This is a genomic window from Shewanella japonica (assembly GCF_002075795.1).
Lineage (GTDB): Bacteria > Pseudomonadota > Gammaproteobacteria > Enterobacterales > Shewanellaceae > Shewanella > Shewanella japonica.
Genome location: NZ_CP020472.1, coordinates 3295554 through 3315862 on the forward strand (window position 1 = coordinate 3295554; position 20309 = coordinate 3315862).

Sequence of the window (20309 nt, forward strand, 5' to 3'; positions counted from 1 at the left end):
CTTCCTTTCAAAATTGTGCACTAGGTCAAACATCTGTTAGCATGTCGCACAATAATCAGAACAATACGGAAGTAGCATGGCAATTGAAGCTCCAATCCTCATTACCTTTATTGGTTATCTCGCCCTTATGATGGGCATAGGCTATTGGGCCTACCGCAAAACAGACACCGTTGACGATTATATTCTGGGCGGCCGAAAAATGGGTCCAGCAGTGACAGCATTAAGTGTCGGTGCATCAGATATGTCAGGCTGGTTGTTATTAGGTTTACCTGGGGCTGTTTATTTAGGTGGCTTAGGTGAAGCCTGGATTGGCATTGGTTTAGTTTTCGGTGCTTGGTTAAATTGGCTATTCGTCGCTCGACGTCTTCGTATCTATACTCAAGCAGCTGATAATGCACTTACCCTACCCGACTTTTTTGAAAAACGCTTTGAAGATAAAAAAGGCATTTTGAAATTAGTCTCTGCGTTTACTATCTTAATATTTTTCACCTTCTATACATCTTCAGGCATGGTCGGTGGTGCCATTTTATTTGAACAAATATTTGGCCTTGATTACACCATCGCCTTAATGATTGGTTCGATTATTATCGTGGCCTACACGTTTGTTGGTGGTTTTTTTGCTGTAAGTTGGACTGATTTTTTCCAGGGTTGTTTAATGTTACTTGCATTATTAATTGTCCCTGTCGCCATTTTCAGCAAACCAGATACACAAGTCGCATTAGAAACCTTAGACCCTAAAATGCTGTCGCTGCTACACAGCAACATGACCACTATAGGTTTAGTGTCATTGCTTGCGTGGGGCTTAGGTTACTTTGGTCAGCCACATATTCTGTCACGCTTTATGGCCATTGGTAGCCCTGATGACATTCCTTTGTCACGCCGAATCGCCATGAGTTGGATGCTAGTAGCATTAGTTGGTGCGTTAGCGACTGGTATTGCTGGCACTATCTATTTTGCTGATGCCCCTTTAGCTAATTCAGAAACCGTATTTATCCATTTAGCACAAGTGGCATTCAACCCTTGGATTGGTGGTATTTTAATTGCGGCAATTCTGTCAGCCATTATGAGTACTATCGATTCTCAATTACTTGTATGCTCAAGTGTTATTACAGAAGACTTCTATCGCAAATGGTTACGCCCCGAAGCATCGGATAAGGAGCTCATGTTAGTTGGTCGTTTTGGTGTTCTTGCCATTGCAATAATTGCTATCGTCATCGCCTTAAATCCTGACAGTAAAGTTCTCGATTTAGTCAGTTATGCTTGGGCTGGTTTCGGTGCGGCATTTGGACCGGTCGTATTGCTAGCATTATTCTGGAAAGGCTATAGCCGAAATGGCGCAATTGCGACAATCGTAGTCGGTGCGTTAACTGTTGTGATATGGAAGCAACTGTCAGGCGGATTGTTCGATTTATATGAAATTCTACCTGGATTCTTATTTGCTAGCATCGCTGGCTTTGTATTCAGTAAGTTGTCGCCTCCAACCGACAACATTAAGACTCAATTCGATAATTTCAAAGCTTCTCTTTAATCTTCAATAGACCCAATTATTGTGAGTTTTCAATAATTGGGTCTTTCAGCGTACATCTGTACCATTTTTTTAAAAATAATCTTGCTGCCCACTTGTTGCAAAATTAACCAGCTAGCAACATTTTAATTTATCAATAAAATCATAGAACCCATACAGTTCAGGCGTTATAGAGTATTTACTCAAATTCTATGAAATACTCGACTATGCACAATTAACCTAAAGTTAACAATAACTAGCAACTGGTCGGAGTTGCAGGGATGACAACTGTTACCTAATATGCCCGCATTATTAAAGTTGGTGTTAATTGGGGACTTAAACGGCAGCGTTTAGGAAATTAATAAACTGACGTACAACGATGAGAAAAAATGATGACTAAATTCAACAAGACCTTGCTTGCGATGGCAGTGACATTAGCTAGCACACAAACCATGGCAGCTGGATTCCAACTTAATAGCCAATCAGCTACAGGTATTGGCCGTGCAATGGCTGGTGATGCAATCATTGCAGATAATGCATCAGTTTTAGCACGTAACCCGGCAGCAATGGCATTGTTTGATGAGAAGACACTTTCAATTGGTGCTTCATACGCAGACGTTCAAGTTGAAGTGAGTGATGTTCAATATGGCGATAACCATATTGGAAGTATGGACAATGCTGCTGAGGCTAAGTTCATTCCTAACTTCTACTACATTAGCCCTATCAACGATAAATGGGCATACGGTGTTGCAGCCTTCTCAAACTACGGCACAGGTACTGATCTTTCATCACTAAATAGTGGTCACGACTTCAATACACCAATTGATTTATTGGGTAATACTGAAGTGACCACAATTAACTTCAACGCTAGCGTGTCATACCGTATTAATGATTCTTTAAGCTTAGGTTTAGGTCTTGATGCTGTATATGGTTCTGGAACATTAACGCGTAACGGTAATATTGATATCGGCCTTGGTGACATGCCGTTAAACCTTGTTGATGTTGAAGCTGACGGCTGGGCTGTTGGTGGTATTGTTGGATTAGCATATGAGTTTAACGAAAATAACAGAATTGGTTTGAGTTACCGCTATAGCCCACAAATGGAAGCTAGTGGTGACATCATGTATAACCCTTCTGTTTTGTTCCCTCAAAACTTTGACAGTATTGAAATTCCAATTGCTGATATCGCACAGCTTGCTGGTTTTCATCAGTTAACTGAAAAGTTTGCTATTCACTACACAGCCCAGTGGACCCAGTGGAGTTCATTTGACAACATCAGTGTTGTAGACGGTGATCTTGGCACTGCGAATGATGTTATCAAGCATTATAACTGGAAAGACTCTTGGTTTTTAAGCCTTGGTGCCACTTACGATATCAATGAAACTTGGACTGTTCGTGCAGGTATTGCAAGTGACCAAGGTGTGGTAGGTGAAGTTTCTTCTTTATCAATACCTGACTCAGACCGCATGTGGTATTCAGCAGGTTTCACTTATAATTTGAGTAATAAATCTAGTATTGATTTCGGCTACACTTTAGTTGCAGGTGAAAAGGTTCATGTTTTAGAGGAGAGTGCACTAGTCGGACAAGTGAGTGCTTATACCGAATCAGGCGCAAACTACTTCTCACTGCAATATAACCACACTTTCTAAATTTAACGATTCAATCGTTAACATGAATGCGATGAAAACGCCTAAGTTTACTTAGGCGTTTTTTTTTACGTTTAATTTGTAACATTGACACCTTCCATTAGATTTTTCTCATAAAGTGATTGCCACAGCATAAAAAGTCCATTAGAATTTTCTTATGGATAATTATTAATGGTGTCATCATGCTTTTAAAATGGGTTTTCTTTATTGGGCTATTTATAGGTAACGCTTCACTGTCCCCATCGCAAGCGAGCGACGATATCAGTTCAGAGCGCCATCCTAATCAATCCAGCATGCAGACATTAACAATAAGAACTGTTGAACAGGCTCAGCAGCTCTATTTTGATGGTCAAATTGAAGCGGTAAAAGCCGCAACAGTATCAGCTCAAACGGCAGGACGAATACTTGCGCTTCATTACGATATTAACGATTTAGTGCCTGCGGGTTCACCATTATTAGAAATCACCAGTAAAGAACAAGGCGCGAGTTTTGCTGCTGCTGAAGCTGAATTAGCAAGAGCGGAAGCTAAAAACATTGAAGCACAAGCTCAGTTCACTCGTTATCAGGCCCTTTTCCCCAAAGGAGCCATATCTAAAGGCGCAATGGATGAAGCCACCGCCAATGCTACTGCCAGCTTTCAAGCAGTTTCCGCAGCAAAAGCTCAATTAATTACCGCCAAAGAAACCTTAAATTACACCACTGTGAGCGCGCCATTTAGTGGACGAGTAACACAACGCTTTGTCGAGCAAGGGGAAACCGTTACTGTTGGTCAGCCACTTTATGCAGGCTACGCTATCGACGATATGCGCGCAGTATTTCAGCTTCCGCAGCAATATCAATCATATGTCACAACTGATACTAAGGTTACTATCGAGCTAGCTTCAGGCGTTATCATTCAATCAAGTGATATTATTCCATTCTCATTTTTGCAGTCGCCAAGTCAAACCTACCAGATCAGAGTAAATTTACCTGTTAGAGAAACAGAATACACAGCAGGTGAATGGGTAAAAATCGCGATTTCAGGCAAAAAGCAACCACACATTATCGTTCCAGAATCGGCCATCTTTAGACGGGGTGACTACACTGCAGTCTTTATGAAACAAGCTGACAACTTTGTGCAGACTCAAGTTAGGGTCAGAACTATGGCTAATAGCAGCGATAACCCAGGCGTAATTATTGATGCTGGATTGATGGATGGCGATATTATTCTTGCTCAAGCAAGCCAGTTCATACTCCAGTCTACCAACAACGATAAATAAGCTAGGAAGTAGCTATGACCAAATCACAGACTCTTGGTATTTCTGGAAAAATCGCTCAGGCTTTTCAGTCAAGCGCGATGACCCCATTAATTGCATTACTGGCAATATTACTGGGCTTATTCGCTATTGTTGTCACACCAAAAGAAGAAGAACCGCAGATTGATGTGACCTTTGCTGATGTCTACATTCCTTACCAAGGTGCCACTCCAGATGAAGTAGCAAGGCAAGTCACCTTACCGGCTGAAAAAATCATCTCTGAATTAAAAGGCATCGATACCCTTTACTCTTTTTCAATGAATGATGGCGCATTAATTATCGCTGTATTTGATGTCGGAGTACCTAGAGATCACGCTATTGTCAATTTATACAACCAGCTCCAATCAAACCAAGATAAGTTCAATCAAGCGGCAGGAATTGGTTCACCATTGATTAAACCGCGTGGAATCGATGATGTTCCGATTGTCGGATTAACGTTATGGTCGAAAGATGAAAATGTAACACCAGAATCTCTTACCATTGTGGCAACTGAGCTTGAAAATGAATTTAAGCGCATTAAAGGCACTCGCGAGATTTACTCAATGGGCCGCCAAGAGCTAGCAGTCAATGTCAGGCTTGATCCCATTAAAATGAATCATTATGGCATTAGCTTTTCCCAGTTAAGGCAAGTTATTACCAGCAATAATTATATTTCATCGCCAAGTGACTTAACCCAAAATAATCAACTTATTAAAGTACAAACGGGACAATTTTTACAAAGTGCTGACGATGTAAGAAATTTGGTTATTAAGGTGGCTAATCAAGAAGAGCATCAAAGCCCAGTGTATTTATCTGACATTGCCGAGGTTAACTTAGCAACTGATATTGCAACTCACCATGTCCTGCATCTAGATAAGTCAGGTGTTTACCCTGCAGTAACTATCGCTATCGGTAAACAAAGTGGCGAGAATGCCGTCGATATAACCGCTCAAGTTCTTGAACGTTTGAATAAAGTCGACAACCTGCTGATACCAAATAATGTCGAAGTCACGGTTTCAAGAAATTACGGAGAAACTGCAGGTAATAAAGCCAATACTCTGATACTGAAGTTAGTCTTTGCTACCTTAGCGGTTGTCATATTGGTGCTGATAACAATGGGAAGGCGTGAAGCAATGGTTGTCGGCATTGCTATTATTATCACCTTAGCCATGACCTTATTTGCTTCTTGGGCATGGGGGTTCACCCTCAATCGAATCTCGCTTTTTGCTTTAATTTTTTCTATCGGAATATTGGTCGATGACGCCATTGTCGTTGTTGAAAATATTCACCGTCATATGGCGTTAGGCAATAAAGACTTCAAAAACCTTATCCCTTTAGCTGTCGATGAGGTTGGCGGTCCGACGATTCTAGCAACGTTTACCGTAATAGCGGCACTTATGCCAATGGCGTTTGTTTCTGGCCTTATGGGGCCTTATATGAGCCCTATTCCGATAAATTCCAGTATGGGGATGCTTATTTCGTTAGTCGTTGCATTTGTTGTAACCCCTTGGCTGAGTTTAAAGCTATTAAGGCATGGAGCAAACCATCGCCAAAATCTAAGTGAAAACCTTAGCCCAAATAACAGTCATTCAGAGCCGAATAACCTTATTTCAGAACAGCCTGTGGCGAACAAGTTCGCAGACCAACAGCCGTTATCCACTAAAGGTAGTCAATTACAGCGTCTATTTACCTGGCTGATGACACCGTTTTTAATCGGCGAAAAAGCAAGGTTAGCCCGCTTAGGACTCACTGGTGCCATCATCTTTTTAATTGCTATAGCGGTTGCATTACCTGTTGGACAAGCAGTTATTTTGAAAATGCTGCCATTTGATAATAAATCAGAGTTTCAAGTCTTAGTCGATATGCCTGAAGGGACGCCTGTGGAACAAACACAGCGAGCACTAAAAGCATTGGGTGATCACTTGCTCACAGTTGATGAAGTTGACCACCTTCAGCTTTACGCTGGTACGCGTGCACCAATTAACTTTAACGGCCTTGTAAGGCATTACTTTATGCGCCAAAGCCAAGAGTTAGGTGATATTCAAGTCAACTTGGTCGATAAAGCTCATCGAACCCGAGATAGCCACCAAATTGCCACAGCCGTTCGCAGCCAATTACAACACATTGGTGCCCCTTACCAAGCCAATATCAAAATTGTTGAAGTCCCTCCAGGTCCACCAGTTTGGTCACCAATACTGGCTGAGGTTTACGCACCCACAACCGCACTGCGTGAACAAACTGCCAACAAGCTTAAACAGCGATTTGAACAAACTGAGCATGTGGTCGATGTGGATATTTACCTTCCTGCTCAAGCATCTCAATGGCGAGTGTATATTGACAGAAGTAAGGCGCAATTAATGGGATTACAGTATCAAGATATTGTAACCACACTTGCGAGTGCAATAGAAGGTGAGCATGTTAGTTACATTCGAAACCAAGACTTTCAGGTGCCCGTTCCCATTAAGCTGCAAGCTTCTGAGCAAGCTAAAATTAATTTACAACAGCTTCTTCAATTAACACTTAACAATAGTCACGGAGAACCTGTTCGCCTTAATGACGTAGTTAAGGTCGAGCACGGTAATATCAATACCCCTATTATCCATAAAAACATGCTGCCAATGATCATGGTCGTGGCTGATATGGCAGGCCCAACAGACAGCCCGCTATATGGCATGTTTTCTATGTATGCCGATATTGAAAAAGACAATCTAAGCGGCGTGAACCCTATCCCTGTACAGCAACATTTGATCAATCAACCAGATGGATTAGACACCGTAGCCATTTTGTGGGATGGCGAGTGGAAGATTACCTATGAAACCTTCAGAGACATGGGAATTGCCTATGCCATTGGCATGATTGCAATCTATTTGCTTGTTGTAGGACATTTTAAATCTTACTTAGTGCCTTTGGTCATCATGGCACCTATTCCACTGACCATCATAGGTGTTATGCCAGGGCATGCGCTGCTTGGTGCTCACTTCACAGCCCCATCGATGATAGGCATGATTGCACTTGCAGGCATTATTGTCCGTAACTCAATCCTATTAGTGGACTTTATCAAACTAGAAACGGCTAAAGGTGTACCACTTGAGCAAGCGGTTATTCAATCTGGTGCGGTCAGAGCAAAACCGATTATGCTCACCGCTTTTGCTGCGATGATTGGGGCTTTATTCATTATTGATGACCCCATTTTTAATGGATTAGCTATTAGCTTAATTTTTGGCATTTTTATATCCAGTTTACTCACGCTGATTGTTATTCCGATTTTGTATTACAGCGTAATGAAAAATCGACCATCAAACTAAGGAGATAAGCATGTCTTTGGAACGCATAATTATGGCTTTTGCAGGCTTTATGGTATTGCTATCAATGGCGTTAACGGCTTGGGTAAATCATAATTTTATCTGGCTAACGGTATTTGTTGGCGCTAATCTATTACAAAGTGCTTTTACTGGTTTTTGCCCTGCAGCAATATTATTTAAAAAACTCGGCGCTAAGCCTGCTGCAGAGTTGGCAATGACCGACAAACCATAGAGGATTCATTGTGCAACAACACCCTACACGCTTTTTAAATCAAGTCGCTTTACTCCTATTCGCTGGCTTAGCACTGGTGCTGTCGACAGTATCTATTGCTGATGAAATGCCTCCAGCGGTCGCTTGGGATAAAATTAATAATGGCGCCATTATCATTGACGTGCGTACAGAGCAAGAGTTTGCAGCTGGTCATTTAGATGGAGCGATTAACATTCCTTTTGAATTGGTACTAAAGCAATTAACCAAACAAAAGATTGATAAAGATACGGCGATTGTATTGTATTGCAGAAGTGGAAGAAGAAGCGGTATTGCCAATAACGACCTTGTGGAAGCGGGTTTTACCCAAACCTATAATGGCGGGGGCTTTGAACAGCTTATCGCACATCAGTAAAATAATAATATGGCCACAACAAAAAAAGCCTCACTAAGAGGCTTTTTTGTTTTGGGTTAATGATGAGTATACAGGCTGCTTCATAAGACTGTTTCATCACAGCGCTTCATCACAAGAGCGCTTTCGTCATAGGTAAGCAAGTTAATTCAATGCCTCTAGGCGAGTAAAAAATAGCCTCTCGCTGTCCTTCAAAACCGCAAGCACGATAAAAGTCGACAGCGTTGAGTGACGCATCCAAAGATAATTTTTTGCATTGTGCTTTGCGTGCTTGTAATTCAAGGTACTGAATCATCTGTTTTCCAAACCCTTGACCAATATACTCTGGCCGCACAAACATAGCATCGACCATACCTGTGGTTAGGTTTATCATCCCCACACCCACAATATTGTCATTCATAATGGATACATAGCCATTAGCGGCAAAGTCTGTCACAAAGTGTGCGGGAAGACTGCCTTCGGTCCACTTTTGTAAAGTTTCATCCTCATAGTGGCCTTTACATTGAGCTAAAATCGCAAGATTACGAATTTCAAATGCAACGGCAGCATCATCCTTGGTCGCTTTTCTAATGTGCATATATCATTTATTTAAAGGGCTTTATAATACGATATTATTTTTGCTCATTAAAAACAATACGTTGCTGATTAACTGGCAAGTTTAACTTTTTCAATGCTATCGAATATTTCCATAAAGCTTGGGTTTTGATTTACATCGATAGGAAGCTTGAGCTTTCTGACAATGTCATTTGCAGAAATAAGCCCTCTAATCACATTCAACTTATTATCAACCACCAAACAATGTTGATGTTGAGAGCGTTTCAGCGTCTCGATCACATCACTGATCCTCGCATTAAGAAGATCTTCAAAATGGATCGCTTTAAGCGCACTTTTGGGCAACATAAAGTCAGAAAGTAATAATTGCTCGCGCGGGAAGCCTTGAGCCACATGTTTTTGCATTTCTTGACTGTGGAGCATTTGTAAACTTACTAAGCCCATAAAGTGCCCTCTTTCATCGATAACAATTTTAAGCCTCACATGGGACTGCTTCATTAAGTGTTCAACATCTACTGCAGCAGTGTTTAACTTAATAACCAATGGTTTGAGTAATTTAAAATCAGTAAATACAGAGGTTGCTGCGGAAAATAAATTAATATGTTCTTAGACTTCTGGTTGGGCAAGAAGATCGATTTTATCGACCCCATGTAATGATAACGTCTTCATCGTCACTTCCTTAATAGACTGAACTAATACAAATTCCAATTCGTTATCGAGTCTTTTAGGTTGTTTCAATGTAAGTTGGCCTGAATCAGGTGATATAGATATGGTTGCAATATGCCTTTAATCAGTTAGTTAACGCTATCACAGTTATCATTAAACAATCACTTACTTCGATTGGTAGGCCATCGATTAATAATCCGAACTAACCTAGATTAAGATAAATCTAGGTTATTATTAAATCGGTGCTCGTCGTTTTACAAAGACTTGGTAACCTACAAATTATAGTCCAAATTTGCTGCGATATTATTTAAGCCGTTGTGGCAGGATCATCAGACTATTACTGTCATCAGATAGCCAAATTTCGCCATCACTGATACTGACTTGTAACTTCATATTGCGATTGACAAAAACTGCCATCGCTTTAACGGCTTCTTCGTCAATATTAAACACTGACAGATTTTTATAACGTTGTAATGCTTGCTCATTTTGCTGCCACCAAATCGGTACGCTGCGGCCAGCATAAGTAATTAACTGAACCTGTTTTGAGCGGCCACAAGCTTTACGCAGCCACTTTTCATCAGCCTGGCCAAACTCAATCCACAGGTTAATTTCATCAGATAAACTTTTTTCCCATAACTCAGGTTCATCATCAACACACAAACCTTTACTGAATTGAAGCGAGTCCGACGCATTCATAATAAAAGCCAAAATACGTACCATCATTCTGCTTTCAGTTTCAGAAGGGTGTTGTGCAATCGTCAACTGGTGGTCAGCATAATAATGTCTGTCCATATCAGCAATTTGAAGAGCGGCTTTATAAACGGTAGCTTTGGGCGCCATGGGGATTCCAATAAAATAAAAAAACCGAGTTTATACTGTTTAACTTCAGTATGAAACTCGGCTTGAACTTATCTCTGACTCGATCACCTAGCGTATTAACATGGTCAGTTATTGTCAGCGCTAAATAATTGGCAAGTTGTGATTAAAGAGCGCCTGGTTGCAGGTGTTTTGCCATAGGAAAATGTGCCTTTAATTTGTTTAACATACTGTCGTCGACCACCAGTAATACTTTATCACCATGATTATACTGTTCAGCTAATTGGCTTAAACTGGGAATGATTTCTCGACTTGCGTCTCGACGAACAAGCTCGTTAATTGTATTTGTCGACTCGTCTCGCTCTGCTTCGGTATAAAAAATGTCAATTTTTTGCAGTAATGGCATGGCCGCTATAGGCAGCAAATTGGCATCATCATGTTTATTGAACAGTAGAATTTCACCTTGATGAGATATTTGAGAAAACGCTTCTTGATAGTGACTTTCGGTGACGGTGTCATACCTGTCATTATTTTGCTGAAAAAAACGTTCCCAAAACAAGCGCCTCTCTTTACCTGATGTAATTCGCTGCTGTACTTCTACCCGCTTTGAGGCAACAAAATCAAATAAAGGGTTTAATGATTGCGGCAACATAGTTTCAAGGCGAGAACGAATGGTACGAGCAAATACAGGAGCAGCACCTGCAGTACTAATAGCAACGACTAATCGTCCTCTGTCGACAATCGATGGGGTGATAAAACGGCAATAGCTTGGATTATCAACAACATTTACCCAAATGCCTTTTTCACGGGCAATAACGGCATAATCCATATTCAGCTGCGCATTAGCTGTAGCCATGTAAAGTAAATCATAACCTGTCATATCATCCGTATTGACACTTCGCTGAAATAATGAAATTCGACCTCGCTTTTGATAGGCCTTTACTTCATCAGCAATTTCAGGGGCAATAACGTCAATATGGGCTTCGGTGCGTGATAGTAAATCTAATTTACGAGTAGCAACTTCACCAGCGCCAACCACTAACACTTTTAATTCTTTTGTATCCACAAACAATGGAAAGTATTGCATTTATCACTCTCAAAGAAATCACAATGACTGAAAACAGTCGTGAACAATATCACTCACTATCCCATTAACTGACTCAGTTGTCCTAGTCAATTTTGCTATCAAGAATAATGATTGATTATAGATTAATTATGAGGAGTACTTTGTGGGGAGCTGCATTGCCAGCATAATTCAAAACTGCCCTCATTCATTTCATGGCATTGTAAGCATTGCCATTGTGGACGTTCCATATCATGGGACTCTAATAAGTTACGAGCTTTTTCAACTTGATGTTGATTCACCCATAAATCGACAGTTTGCATTTCAGTTGGTAACTCACCAACACCACCGACAAGCGCTTCACCCGTGAGTTCTACCATAATGCCATGGGTCTCGAGTAAGCCTTTCCACGTATGGGCTTGAAGTAAGTTTCCACCGGTGAGTAATACTTTTCTATCTTCCATTATTATTCCTACAGCTATTGCTCTGCTGGCAAATTTTTAATCATCCTACTTGTAAATGGTTCTTAATGTCGAGCATTGATTAAACTTTATACTCAATATATGCTCAACAAGGTACTTAAAGGAGTGCACTCAAAGGAGATTGGTATGACACTTCATATATCAGGCATTTTTCAAATAACCAGTTGGGATGAAACCACTGATATTCAGCACCCAGATGGAGCAAAGCAGACATCAGCCAGTATAACCCAAATGTATTCTGGTGATCTTGAGGGCGTCAGTCAGCCCAAGTACATTATGTGTTATACAACCGATGCCCAAGCGGTATTTTGTGGCTATGAAAATGTCGAAGTCACTATCAACGGCAAGTCTGGTAGTTTCGTGTTGCAGCATAACGGTAAGTTTGAGCAAGGCGTCGCAATCAGTAGTTTTATCATCGTGCCGAATTCAGGACAAGGAGAGCTAGCGAATATTGACGGCAAAGGCAGCTTTACCTCTGGTGAAAAGGGGCAAGCTAACTACCAAATGGAAATAACCTCACTGTGATACCTTTCAATATCAGTCGATTGCACACAGAAGTCGGAATTGTGCAATTAAACGGACATTGGGTGCCAAACTCAGATTACGAACAAAAGTCTGCCTTACACATAAATCGTTTATCACAACTTTCAACAGACGGTTGGGTAGAACTTGATATCAACCACAACGGCAACATAAAATTCATTCAACAGCTACAGCCGTTTGTCGTGCAGCACTTAGTAGCGCAACAGCAGTGCTAATTGAGCGCTAATTGCAGAACATAAATGGCAAACAGCAACACACTTTAGCCATCAAAAACCTTAATTTATATACAAAAAAGCCACTCAATAGAGTGGCTTTTGTAGATTAATACCGTTTACGGCATCATTGAAGGTTGGTCAGCACCTTCTTTTTCAATCTCAACAGGCATCATGTGCTCACGACAGATACCCAGTTTAATTGCAAGGTAACTTGCCACATAGATTGAAGAATATGTACCAACGAAAATACCGCATAATAACGCTGTCGCAAATCCGTGGATCATACTACCGCCCTTTAGGAACAAGGCGATGACAACAACCAGCGTAGTACCTGTGGTGATAATGGTACGGCTCATTGTTTGGGTAATAGACGTATTTACCACTTCATTTGGTCCGCCTTTACGCATCTTAAGGAAGTTCTCACGGATACGGTCATAAACAACAATAGTATCGTTTAATGAGTAACCAACAACGGTCAATAAGCCAGCCAGAACTGTCAAATCAAACTCAAGTTGTAAAATTGAGAAAATACCTAATGTTACGATAACGTCATGGGCAAGTGCGGCTACAGAGCCCATTGCCAAACGCCATTCGAAACGGAAAGATACATAAATAAGAATACAGATTAATGCTACGATAACCGCAAGGCCACCCTGCTCTGCAAGCTCTTTACCCACTTGTGGACCAACAAACTCAACTCGCTTTTGAATAACACCAGCATCGATAGTTTGTGCGCCATCCATTACAGCTGCAACTTGAACTTCACTTTTCAGATCCTCAAGTACAGGTAAACGGATTAACACATCTCGGCTTGAACCAAAGTTTTGAACCACGGCACCACTTGCGGCATCAGTTTCGTACTGAGCACGAAGTTCAAGTAGATCAACAGGTTTCGAAAACTCAAGTTCTACGACAGTTCCGCCAGTAAAATCAAGTCCCCAGTTAATCCCTTTTACACCTAAAGAGGTTAAAGAGGCGATAACCAAAAACATTGAAAAAATACTGATGACTTTCGCATGCTTTAGGAAGTCGATCATTTTGGTAACTGAAAATATTTGTAACATGGTCAACTCCTCCCTTAGATAGATAGTTTCTTAACGCGTTTACCACCCCACATGAGATTCACAATTACGCGAGTTCCCACAATAGAAGTAAACATAGACGTTGCGATACCAATCATTAGAGTTACAGCGAAACCTTTTACAGCACCCGTACCCACAGCAAACAAAATCAAGGCTGTCATAAAGGTGGTAATGTTCGCATCAGCAATAGTAGAAAATGCGTTACCGTAACCTTCATGAATCGCTTGTTGCACACTACGGCCTGCCAGTAATTCTTCACGAATACGTTCGAAAATAAGGACGTTACCATCAACCGCCATACCGACAGTCAGTACCATACCAGCAATACCTGGAAGCGTTAGTACCGCTCCAGGAATCATTGACATCACACCAACAACCATCACTAAGTTAGCAGTAAGCGCTAAGTTAGCAATAACACCAAATGCACGGTAATAAACCAGCATGAAGATAAGTACGATTGCCATACCCCAAATCATTGCCATTTTACCGTTTTCGATGTTTTCAGCACCTAGACTTGGACCAATTGTACGTTCTTCAACAATCGTCACAGGCGCAATCAAGGCACCGGCACGTAACAATAATGCCAGGCTTTGTGCTTCGGCGTGATCAAGACCATTAATCACAAAGTTACGACCAAGACGCGCCTGAATCGTAGCAACAGAAATGACTTCTTCAATCTTAGTCATTTTTACCGTGCCGTCAGGATTACGTTGCCCGCTATCTTTATATTCAATGAACAACGTTGCCATTGGCTTGCCAATGTTATCTTTGGTCACGTTAGAGAAAATATTACCGCCTTTCGCATCTAAGTTAATAGACACTTGAGGACGACTGTATTCATCAAAAGAAGGTTGTGCACCGGTAATATGATCACCCGTTAACATGACTTCTTTTTTCAATACAGCAATACCGCCAGAGCGACGAGGGTATACTTCAGAAGAGGCTGGTACTCGACCATTTGCAGCTGCTGCTTGATCCGCATTTTCGTCAACCATACGAAATTCAATCGATGCTGTTGCACCAAGAATTTCTTTTGCACGAGCAGTATCTTGAACACCAGGAAGCTGTACAATGATGCGCTCAGCACCTTGACGCTGCACCACGGGCTCAGCTACACCTAGCTCATTAACACGGTTACGGATAGTCGTAATGTTTTGCTGAAGTGCTTCTTCCTTAATTTGCTTAAGGTATACATCACTCATATTTGCGTGAAGCATATAGTTTTCACCAACACTGTTGTCGGTAAATACCATATCGTTACTTAATGATTTTAAGTAGCGCTCAGCTTTTGCCAAGTTATCAGCGTCACGGAACTTAATTTCCAATCCTTTTGCTGTTTTTCTGACACCAGCATAACGAATCTTTTGCTCACGTAGTTGACTTCTAAAGTCAGCAATTTTGGCTTCTTCCATCTTGCGGATGGCTTCCCCCATGTCCACTTCCATTAAGAAGTGAACACCGCCACGTAAATCTAGACCTAGCTTCATTGGCGTTCCGCCAACAGCTTCAAGCCACTCTGGAGTAGCAGGCGCTAGATTTAACGCAACGGTATATTTATCACCTAAACTTTCAGCAATGGCTTCTCTTGCTAACAATTGCTGTTCAGCATTTTGAACACGGACAATTAATTGCCCGTCTTCGAGCTCAGCGCGCTTAACCGCAATGCCTTTACTCTCAAGTAATCCATTTACTGACGATAGTGTTGAAGCCGTGACTTCCGCGCCACGAGTCGCTACGACTTGTACCGCATGGTCCTCACCAAAAAGGTTTGGAATTGCATAGAAACCACCAATGGTGATGACAAGCAACACCATGATGTTTTTCCACATTGGGTATTTATTTAACACACCTGAGCCCTCTTGGCTTACAACGACTGGATAGAGCCTTTAGGCAATACCGCTGCAACATAATCCTTTTTAATAGTGATTTGGCTAGTTTCATTAATGCTTAATAAAACGTAATCACTGTCGTCACTGATTTTAGCAATCTTGCCTAAAATGCCGCCGCTTGTTAGCACTTCATCACCTTTACTTAATGCTGACATTAAGTTTTTGTGCTCTTTAACGCGCTTAGACTGAGGACGGAAAATCATGAAGTAGAAGATCAAGCCAAAAACTACTAGCATGAAAATCAGTTCCATAGTGCCGCCACCTTGTGGAGTGCCTGCTGCGTTTGCGTATGCATTTGAAATAAACATATTACTCTCTTCTTGTTTTCTAAATTAAAAATCAGTCTTTTAACTCTGGTACAGGTGGAACTTCACGACCTAACTTGGTGTAGAAATCTGTCACGAAGGCGTCTAATGTACCCGTCTGAATAGCACCACGCAAACCTTCCATCAAAATTTGATAGTAACGTAGGTTGTGAATGGTGTTTAAACGAGCACCTAGAATCTCATTACAGCGATCTAAGTGATACAGGTAAGCACGTGAGTAGTTCTTACAAGTATAACAATCACAGCTTTCATCTAATGGCGATGTATCATCACGATGGCGAGCGTTTCGAATTTTAATCACGCCTTCTGATGTGAATAAATGGCCATTACGGGCATTACGTGTAGGCATTACACAATCGAACATATCAACGCCACGACGAACACCTTCAACTAAATCTTCAGGTTTACCTACGCCCATTAAATAACGAGGTTTATCTTGTGGTAACTGAGGACATACATGCTCAAGGATGCGGTGCATATCTTCTTTAGGCTCACCAACGGCTAACCCACCAACAGCATAACCATCAAAGCCAATGTCAGTTAGCCCTTTAACGCTTTCATCACGTAAATCTTCGTAAACACCACCTTGAACGATGCCGAACAGCGAATTAGGGTTTTCTAAGCGATTAAACTCGTCACGTGAACGTTGTGCCCAGCGCAATGACATTTGCATCGATTTACGCGCTTCATCATGTGTTGCTGGGTAAGGAGTACATTCATCAAAAATCATCACAACATCACTGCCTAATGAGTTTTGAATTTGCATCGACTTTTCTGGATCTAAGAAAATCTTCTCACCATTAATTGGTGAACGAAAGTGCACACCTTCTTCGGTGATTTTACGAATATCACCCAAACTGAATACTTGAAACCCACCCGAGTCGGTTAAAATAGGACGTTGCCAATTCATAAAGTCATGTAAATCACCATGCTTACGCATGATTTCTTCACCAGGACGTAGCCACAAATGGAACGTGTTACCCAATAGAATATCAGCACCCGTTGCACGGACTTCTTCAGGTGTCATACCCTTTACAGTACCGTAAGTACCAACTGGCATAAATGCTGGGGTTTCAACCGTGCCACGTTCAAAAACTAAACGACCGCGACGTGCGCGTCCGTCTGTTGTATCAAGTTCAAAATTCATATTTCACCTTGCCAGATAAACAGTCTGACTCGTTGTTGTTGCATAAGACATGAGGGCATTAGCGATAACTTCAAGGTTAAAGCAAAAATTAACCCAAAAAAATACCCACCTCTGTGGGCGGGTATTTTAGATCAAAATCAAACGTTACGGGGCTTTTTTAGTTAAAAACATGGCATCGCCATAGCTAAAAAAGCGGTATTTTTGTTCGATCGCGTGTTGATAGGCATTCATCACATTGTCAAAACCCGAAAATGCACTAATTAACATAATCAACGTCGACTCGGGTAAATGGAAATTGGTCACCATTGCGTCAATCACTTTAAATTCGTAACCAGGAAAAATGAAGATATCCGTATCGCCTTTGAACGCGGCAAGAGGAGCCTCCCCACTTGCTTTAGCTGCGCTTTCAAGTGAACGAACCGAAGTGGTTCCTACGGCAATCACGCGATTACCCGCAGCTTTGGTTTCAGCGATTAAATCGACAACTTCTTGCGAGACTTCAGCCCACTCAGAATGCATCACATGCTCGTCAATCGAATCAACTCGAACTGGCTGAAAGGTGCCAGCACCGACATGCAAAGTAACAAAAGCAATGTTAACCCCTTTATCTTTTAACGCCGCAAGCATGGCATCATCAAAATGCAAGCCTGCAGTTGGCGCTGCGACTGCACCAGGGGTTTGATTATAAACCGTTTGATAGCGCTCTTTATCGGTATCTTCGTCAGGGCGGTCGATGTATGGCGGAAGCGGCATGTGGCCCACTTCTTCTAACACTTCTAAGATTGTTTTATCAGCGTCTAATTCAAGTTCGAATAATGCGTCATGACGCTTGAGCATTGTCATTTCATAACCGCCATCTAAGATAACGATTGAATCAACTTTTGGGGATTTTGAGCAACGCACATGGGCTAAAATACGCTTATCATCCAACATTCTTTCGACAAGTATTTCTAACTTTCCACCTGACGCTTTTTGGCCAAACAAACGTGCAGGAATAACGCGAGTGTTATTAAACACCATTAAATCGCCACGATTAACCTTTGATAATACGTCAGTAAATTGCTGATCCTCTAATGCACCGCTATTTCCATCAAGCGTTAGTAATCTTGATGCATTACGTTCTGCCATTGGGTAACGAGCAATAAGTTCATCAGGTAAATCAAAAGAAAAGTCAGCAACGCGCATATCTATACTCTATTCAAAGGACAATAAAAACGGGCGCTAGTCTAGGACTACCAGCCGTTAATATCAAGTTTATCGCAATAAATAGTGCTTGAAGAATACACAGTAAATCCGATGCCCGAATATTAATCATCGGCTTGAGTGAAAAGCGAGTAACAGCCAAAGCCGTTAATACAATGAAGTCTACTATCTATGAGTGAATCGTTATTTGGAATTAGGTGATTTAAATTGACTCACATTACTGTCTAAATCAGGGATACCGGAATGGGTTTTAATTGAATCGTTGTCTTCGGCAAGCGCTTGGGGTTCAGGGCGAAAGGATTGCTTTTCAAAGCGGAGATCAATTTCGATTTTTGTGCGTTTACGATTAGGTTGCTGTCCCAATACTGACATTATCCAGTTTTTCATCATCCGTGATCCTTAAACCGATTATTTATTATGTCGCAACGTCCCTTAGAAATAATAGCAATGACATTTGAGTAGAAATCTATATGATTGATTCTAGACTTATAAAAAATGCTAATTGATGGTTAATTTCTGTCTGCGTGGTTTAGCATCATACTGAAAAACTCAAAAATTAAAAGTACAAAATATGAACTTTCTTGCACACCTACATCTAGCCGATATTAGTGATACTCATTTGGCAGCCAATCTCGCTGGTGACTTTGCAAAAGGCGATATAAAACACTTCCCAAAACATCTTCAGCAAGGAATTTGGCTACATAGACAAATTGATAAAATTACCGATAGCCATGAAATAATTGTGGATTTAATTAAATTGTTCCCTAAATCCTCTAAAAGAGTTGCTCCCATCCTTATCGATTTAGCATTTGATCATTACTTGGCTTTTTATTGGGAAGAATACCATCAAGACTCACTTGCCGATTTTACTAAGAAGGCATATCACAGTTTAGACACCACAGAAGAGCTGCCTGAAAAGCTGCAACTTATTGCTCCTAGCATTATCGAACAAGACTGGTTATCCGCCTACCAAACTAAACAAGGGATGAATAAAGCCATCGAAGGGGTTAGCCGACGCATATCAAAGCCAGAACTCTTTAAAACGGCCATCAAAGATGTCGATAAGTTGTATGTTGATATTGAAATCGCATTTAGAACCTTCTACCCGCAGTTAATGGCATACAGCCGTATTTACAGCCGAAAAACACCAGAACAATACCTGCCATAAATACTCACCTCACCTCTAAGTTGCAATTATTACCCACATGCTGTGTGTTTAAGCGTTACTGCACAGCTAAAAGTTTGCTAAAATAGCCGATTATTCTTGTAAACCGACGCCACTTAATGCAAATTTTTGATTACCAACCTCCTAGTATCCCTTGGCTTGATATTCGCTACAAAGACCGCGATATCATTGTGATTAATAAGCCTGCTGGGTTACTTGCTAATCCGGGTAAAGCACTAGCAACCCACGATTGTGCTATCACACGTGTTCAAAAGCTGTTCCCCGAGGCTATTTTAGTACACCGCTTAGACTGCGATACTTCAGGCATTATGGTGTTTGCACGTAATAAAAAAGCTGAATCTCATTTAAAAACCCAATTCCAAGACCGTAAAACCAAGAAGGTCTACATCGCTGAGGTGAAAGGACGAATTGAAAATGATTCAGGTACGGTCGATTTAGCATTAGCTGCAGACAAAAGTAATCCGCCATTTCAGGTTGTTTCAGAAACTGGCAAGGCCGCAATTACCCATTACGAAGTCATTGAAAGGCATCCAGAACATACCCTAGTTAAATTAATACCGGAAACGGGCAGAACTCACCAGCTGCGTGTTCATATGCTTGCACTCAACCACGTGCTCCTTGGTGATGCGTTTTATGCAGATGAGCAGACTATCGCACTAAGGGATAGGTTAAGTTTGCATGCGCAAATGCTAACCATAACCCATCCGTACACCCAAAAGCAGCGCACCTTTTTCAGTAAGCACCCTTTTAGCGACTAAGTATATTCTTAGATGTACTAACTAAGCTGTAGAAA

The 20309-nt window shown here is 41.2% G+C and carries 22 protein-coding genes; 10 read left to right on the forward strand and 12 right to left on the reverse strand.

Annotation, left to right across the window (positions count from 1 at the left end):
* The first annotated feature begins 76 nt into the window (after positions 1 to 76).
* The 6 genes from putP to SJ2017_RS14145 all read left to right on the forward strand — a co-directional run bounded on the left by putP (position 77) and on the right by SJ2017_RS14145 (position 8349).
* Positions 77 to 1528, forward strand: a complete 1452-nt coding sequence (putP, locus tag SJ2017_RS14120; RefSeq protein WP_055026191.1) for a sodium/proline symporter PutP — start codon at positions 77 to 79, stop codon at positions 1526 to 1528.
* A gap of 368 nt (positions 1529 to 1896) precedes the next feature.
* On the forward strand, positions 1897 to 3153 hold the full coding sequence (locus SJ2017_RS14125; protein ID WP_080917488.1) for an OmpP1/FadL family transporter: 1257 nt from the start codon (positions 1897 to 1899) through the stop codon (positions 3151 to 3153).
* A 179-nt stretch (positions 3154 to 3332) separates the two neighbouring features.
* Positions 3333 to 4409, forward strand: coding sequence for an efflux RND transporter periplasmic adaptor subunit (locus tag SJ2017_RS14130; protein WP_080916169.1), 1077 nt, complete (start codon positions 3333 to 3335; stop codon positions 4407 to 4409).
* A 14-nt stretch (positions 4410 to 4423) separates the two neighbouring features.
* Complete coding sequence (locus SJ2017_RS14135) at positions 4424 to 7729, forward strand: efflux RND transporter permease subunit (RefSeq protein WP_080916170.1); 3306 nt, start codon at positions 4424 to 4426, stop codon at positions 7727 to 7729.
* A gap of 10 nt (positions 7730 to 7739) precedes the next feature.
* Positions 7740 to 7958 (forward strand): YgaP family membrane protein, encoded by a 219-nt coding sequence (locus SJ2017_RS14140; RefSeq protein WP_055026188.1) that lies wholly within the window; start codon positions 7740 to 7742, stop codon positions 7956 to 7958.
* A gap of 10 nt (positions 7959 to 7968) precedes the next feature.
* On the forward strand, positions 7969 to 8349 hold the full coding sequence (locus SJ2017_RS14145; RefSeq protein WP_244899700.1) for a rhodanese-like domain-containing protein: 381 nt from the start codon (positions 7969 to 7971) through the stop codon (positions 8347 to 8349).
* A gap of 109 nt (positions 8350 to 8458) precedes the next feature.
* On the opposite strand, the gene SJ2017_RS14150 is transcribed toward SJ2017_RS14145, so the two are convergent.
* The 6 genes from SJ2017_RS14150 to SJ2017_RS14170 all read right to left on the reverse strand — a co-directional run bounded on the left by SJ2017_RS14150 (position 8459) and on the right by SJ2017_RS14170 (position 11907).
* Positions 8459 to 8923 carry a GNAT family N-acetyltransferase gene (locus SJ2017_RS14150; protein ID WP_055026186.1) on the reverse strand — a complete coding sequence of 155 codons (465 nt, stop codon included), beginning with the start codon at positions 8921 to 8923 and terminating at the stop codon, positions 8459 to 8461.
* Positions 8924 to 8991: 68 nt separating this feature from the next.
* A complete protein-coding gene (locus tag SJ2017_RS14155; protein WP_167692927.1) occupies positions 8992 to 9441 on the reverse strand; it encodes a CBS domain-containing protein in 450 nt (149 codons plus the stop codon).
* Between the two features lie 63 nt (positions 9442 to 9504).
* On the reverse strand, positions 9505 to 9636 hold the full coding sequence (locus tag SJ2017_RS21875) for a hypothetical protein (RefSeq protein WP_276328882.1): 132 nt from the start codon (positions 9634 to 9636) through the stop codon (positions 9505 to 9507).
* A gap of 231 nt (positions 9637 to 9867) precedes the next feature.
* Entirely contained in the window at positions 9868 to 10404 is a 537-nt protein-coding gene (locus SJ2017_RS14160) for a YaeQ family protein (RefSeq protein WP_055026185.1), read from the reverse strand.
* Between the two features lie 142 nt (positions 10405 to 10546).
* The gene (locus SJ2017_RS14165) at positions 10547 to 11467 is read right to left on the reverse strand and encodes a precorrin-2 dehydrogenase/sirohydrochlorin ferrochelatase family protein (RefSeq protein ID WP_055026184.1); all 921 of its coding nucleotides are present in this window, start codon (positions 11465 to 11467) and stop codon (positions 10547 to 10549) included.
* A gap of 122 nt (positions 11468 to 11589) precedes the next feature.
* Complete coding sequence (locus tag SJ2017_RS14170) at positions 11590 to 11907, reverse strand: putative signal transducing protein (RefSeq protein ID WP_055026183.1); 318 nt, start codon at positions 11905 to 11907, stop codon at positions 11590 to 11592.
* A 144-nt stretch (positions 11908 to 12051) separates the two neighbouring features.
* On the opposite strand from SJ2017_RS14170, the gene SJ2017_RS14175 reads away from it, so the two are divergent.
* Positions 12052 to 12450, forward strand: a complete 399-nt coding sequence (locus SJ2017_RS14175) for a DUF3224 domain-containing protein (RefSeq protein ID WP_065110672.1) — start codon at positions 12052 to 12054, stop codon at positions 12448 to 12450.
* Entirely contained in the window at positions 12447 to 12683 is a 237-nt protein-coding gene (locus SJ2017_RS14180; protein WP_080916172.1) for a hypothetical protein, read from the forward strand. The genes SJ2017_RS14175 and SJ2017_RS14180 overlap by 4 nt, the downstream gene beginning before the upstream one ends.
* 116 nt (positions 12684 to 12799) lie before the next feature.
* Here the strand turns inward: SJ2017_RS14180 and secF are convergent, their stop codons facing one another.
* The 6 genes from secF to SJ2017_RS14210 form a co-directional block, all read right to left on the reverse strand.
* Entirely contained in the window at positions 12800 to 13747 is a 948-nt protein-coding gene (gene secF, locus SJ2017_RS14185; RefSeq protein ID WP_055026180.1) for a protein translocase subunit SecF, read from the reverse strand.
* Positions 13748 to 13761: 14 nt separating this feature from the next.
* Positions 13762 to 15612 (reverse strand): protein translocase subunit SecD, encoded by a 1851-nt coding sequence (gene secD, locus SJ2017_RS14190; RefSeq protein WP_055026179.1) that lies wholly within the window; start codon positions 15610 to 15612, stop codon positions 13762 to 13764.
* Between the two features lie 17 nt (positions 15613 to 15629).
* Positions 15630 to 15962: a preprotein translocase subunit YajC gene (gene yajC / locus SJ2017_RS14195; RefSeq protein ID WP_055026178.1), complete on the reverse strand. Its 333-nt coding sequence runs from the start codon at positions 15960 to 15962 to the stop codon at positions 15630 to 15632.
* A 31-nt stretch (positions 15963 to 15993) separates the two neighbouring features.
* The gene (gene tgt / locus SJ2017_RS14200) at positions 15994 to 17127 is read right to left on the reverse strand and encodes a tRNA guanosine(34) transglycosylase Tgt (protein ID WP_055026177.1); all 1134 of its coding nucleotides are present in this window, start codon (positions 17125 to 17127) and stop codon (positions 15994 to 15996) included.
* Positions 17128 to 17271: 144 nt separating this feature from the next.
* Positions 17272 to 18312 carry a tRNA preQ1(34) S-adenosylmethionine ribosyltransferase-isomerase QueA gene (gene queA, locus SJ2017_RS14205; protein ID WP_080916173.1) on the reverse strand — a complete coding sequence of 347 codons (1041 nt, stop codon included), beginning with the start codon at positions 18310 to 18312 and terminating at the stop codon, positions 17272 to 17274.
* A gap of 201 nt (positions 18313 to 18513) precedes the next feature.
* Positions 18514 to 18720 (reverse strand): hypothetical protein, encoded by a 207-nt coding sequence (locus tag SJ2017_RS14210; protein ID WP_080916174.1) that lies wholly within the window; start codon positions 18718 to 18720, stop codon positions 18514 to 18516.
* A 181-nt stretch (positions 18721 to 18901) separates the two neighbouring features.
* On the opposite strand from SJ2017_RS14210, the gene SJ2017_RS14215 reads away from it, so the two are divergent.
* Together SJ2017_RS14215 and SJ2017_RS14220 are read left to right on the forward strand one after the other, a co-directional pair.
* Positions 18902 to 19498 (forward strand): acyl carrier protein phosphodiesterase, encoded by a 597-nt coding sequence (locus SJ2017_RS14215; protein WP_065110676.1) that lies wholly within the window; start codon positions 18902 to 18904, stop codon positions 19496 to 19498.
* 116 nt (positions 19499 to 19614) lie between these two features.
* Complete coding sequence (locus tag SJ2017_RS14220; RefSeq protein ID WP_080916175.1) at positions 19615 to 20274, forward strand: RluA family pseudouridine synthase; 660 nt, start codon at positions 19615 to 19617, stop codon at positions 20272 to 20274.
* The last annotated feature ends 35 nt before the right edge of the window (positions 20275 to 20309 follow it).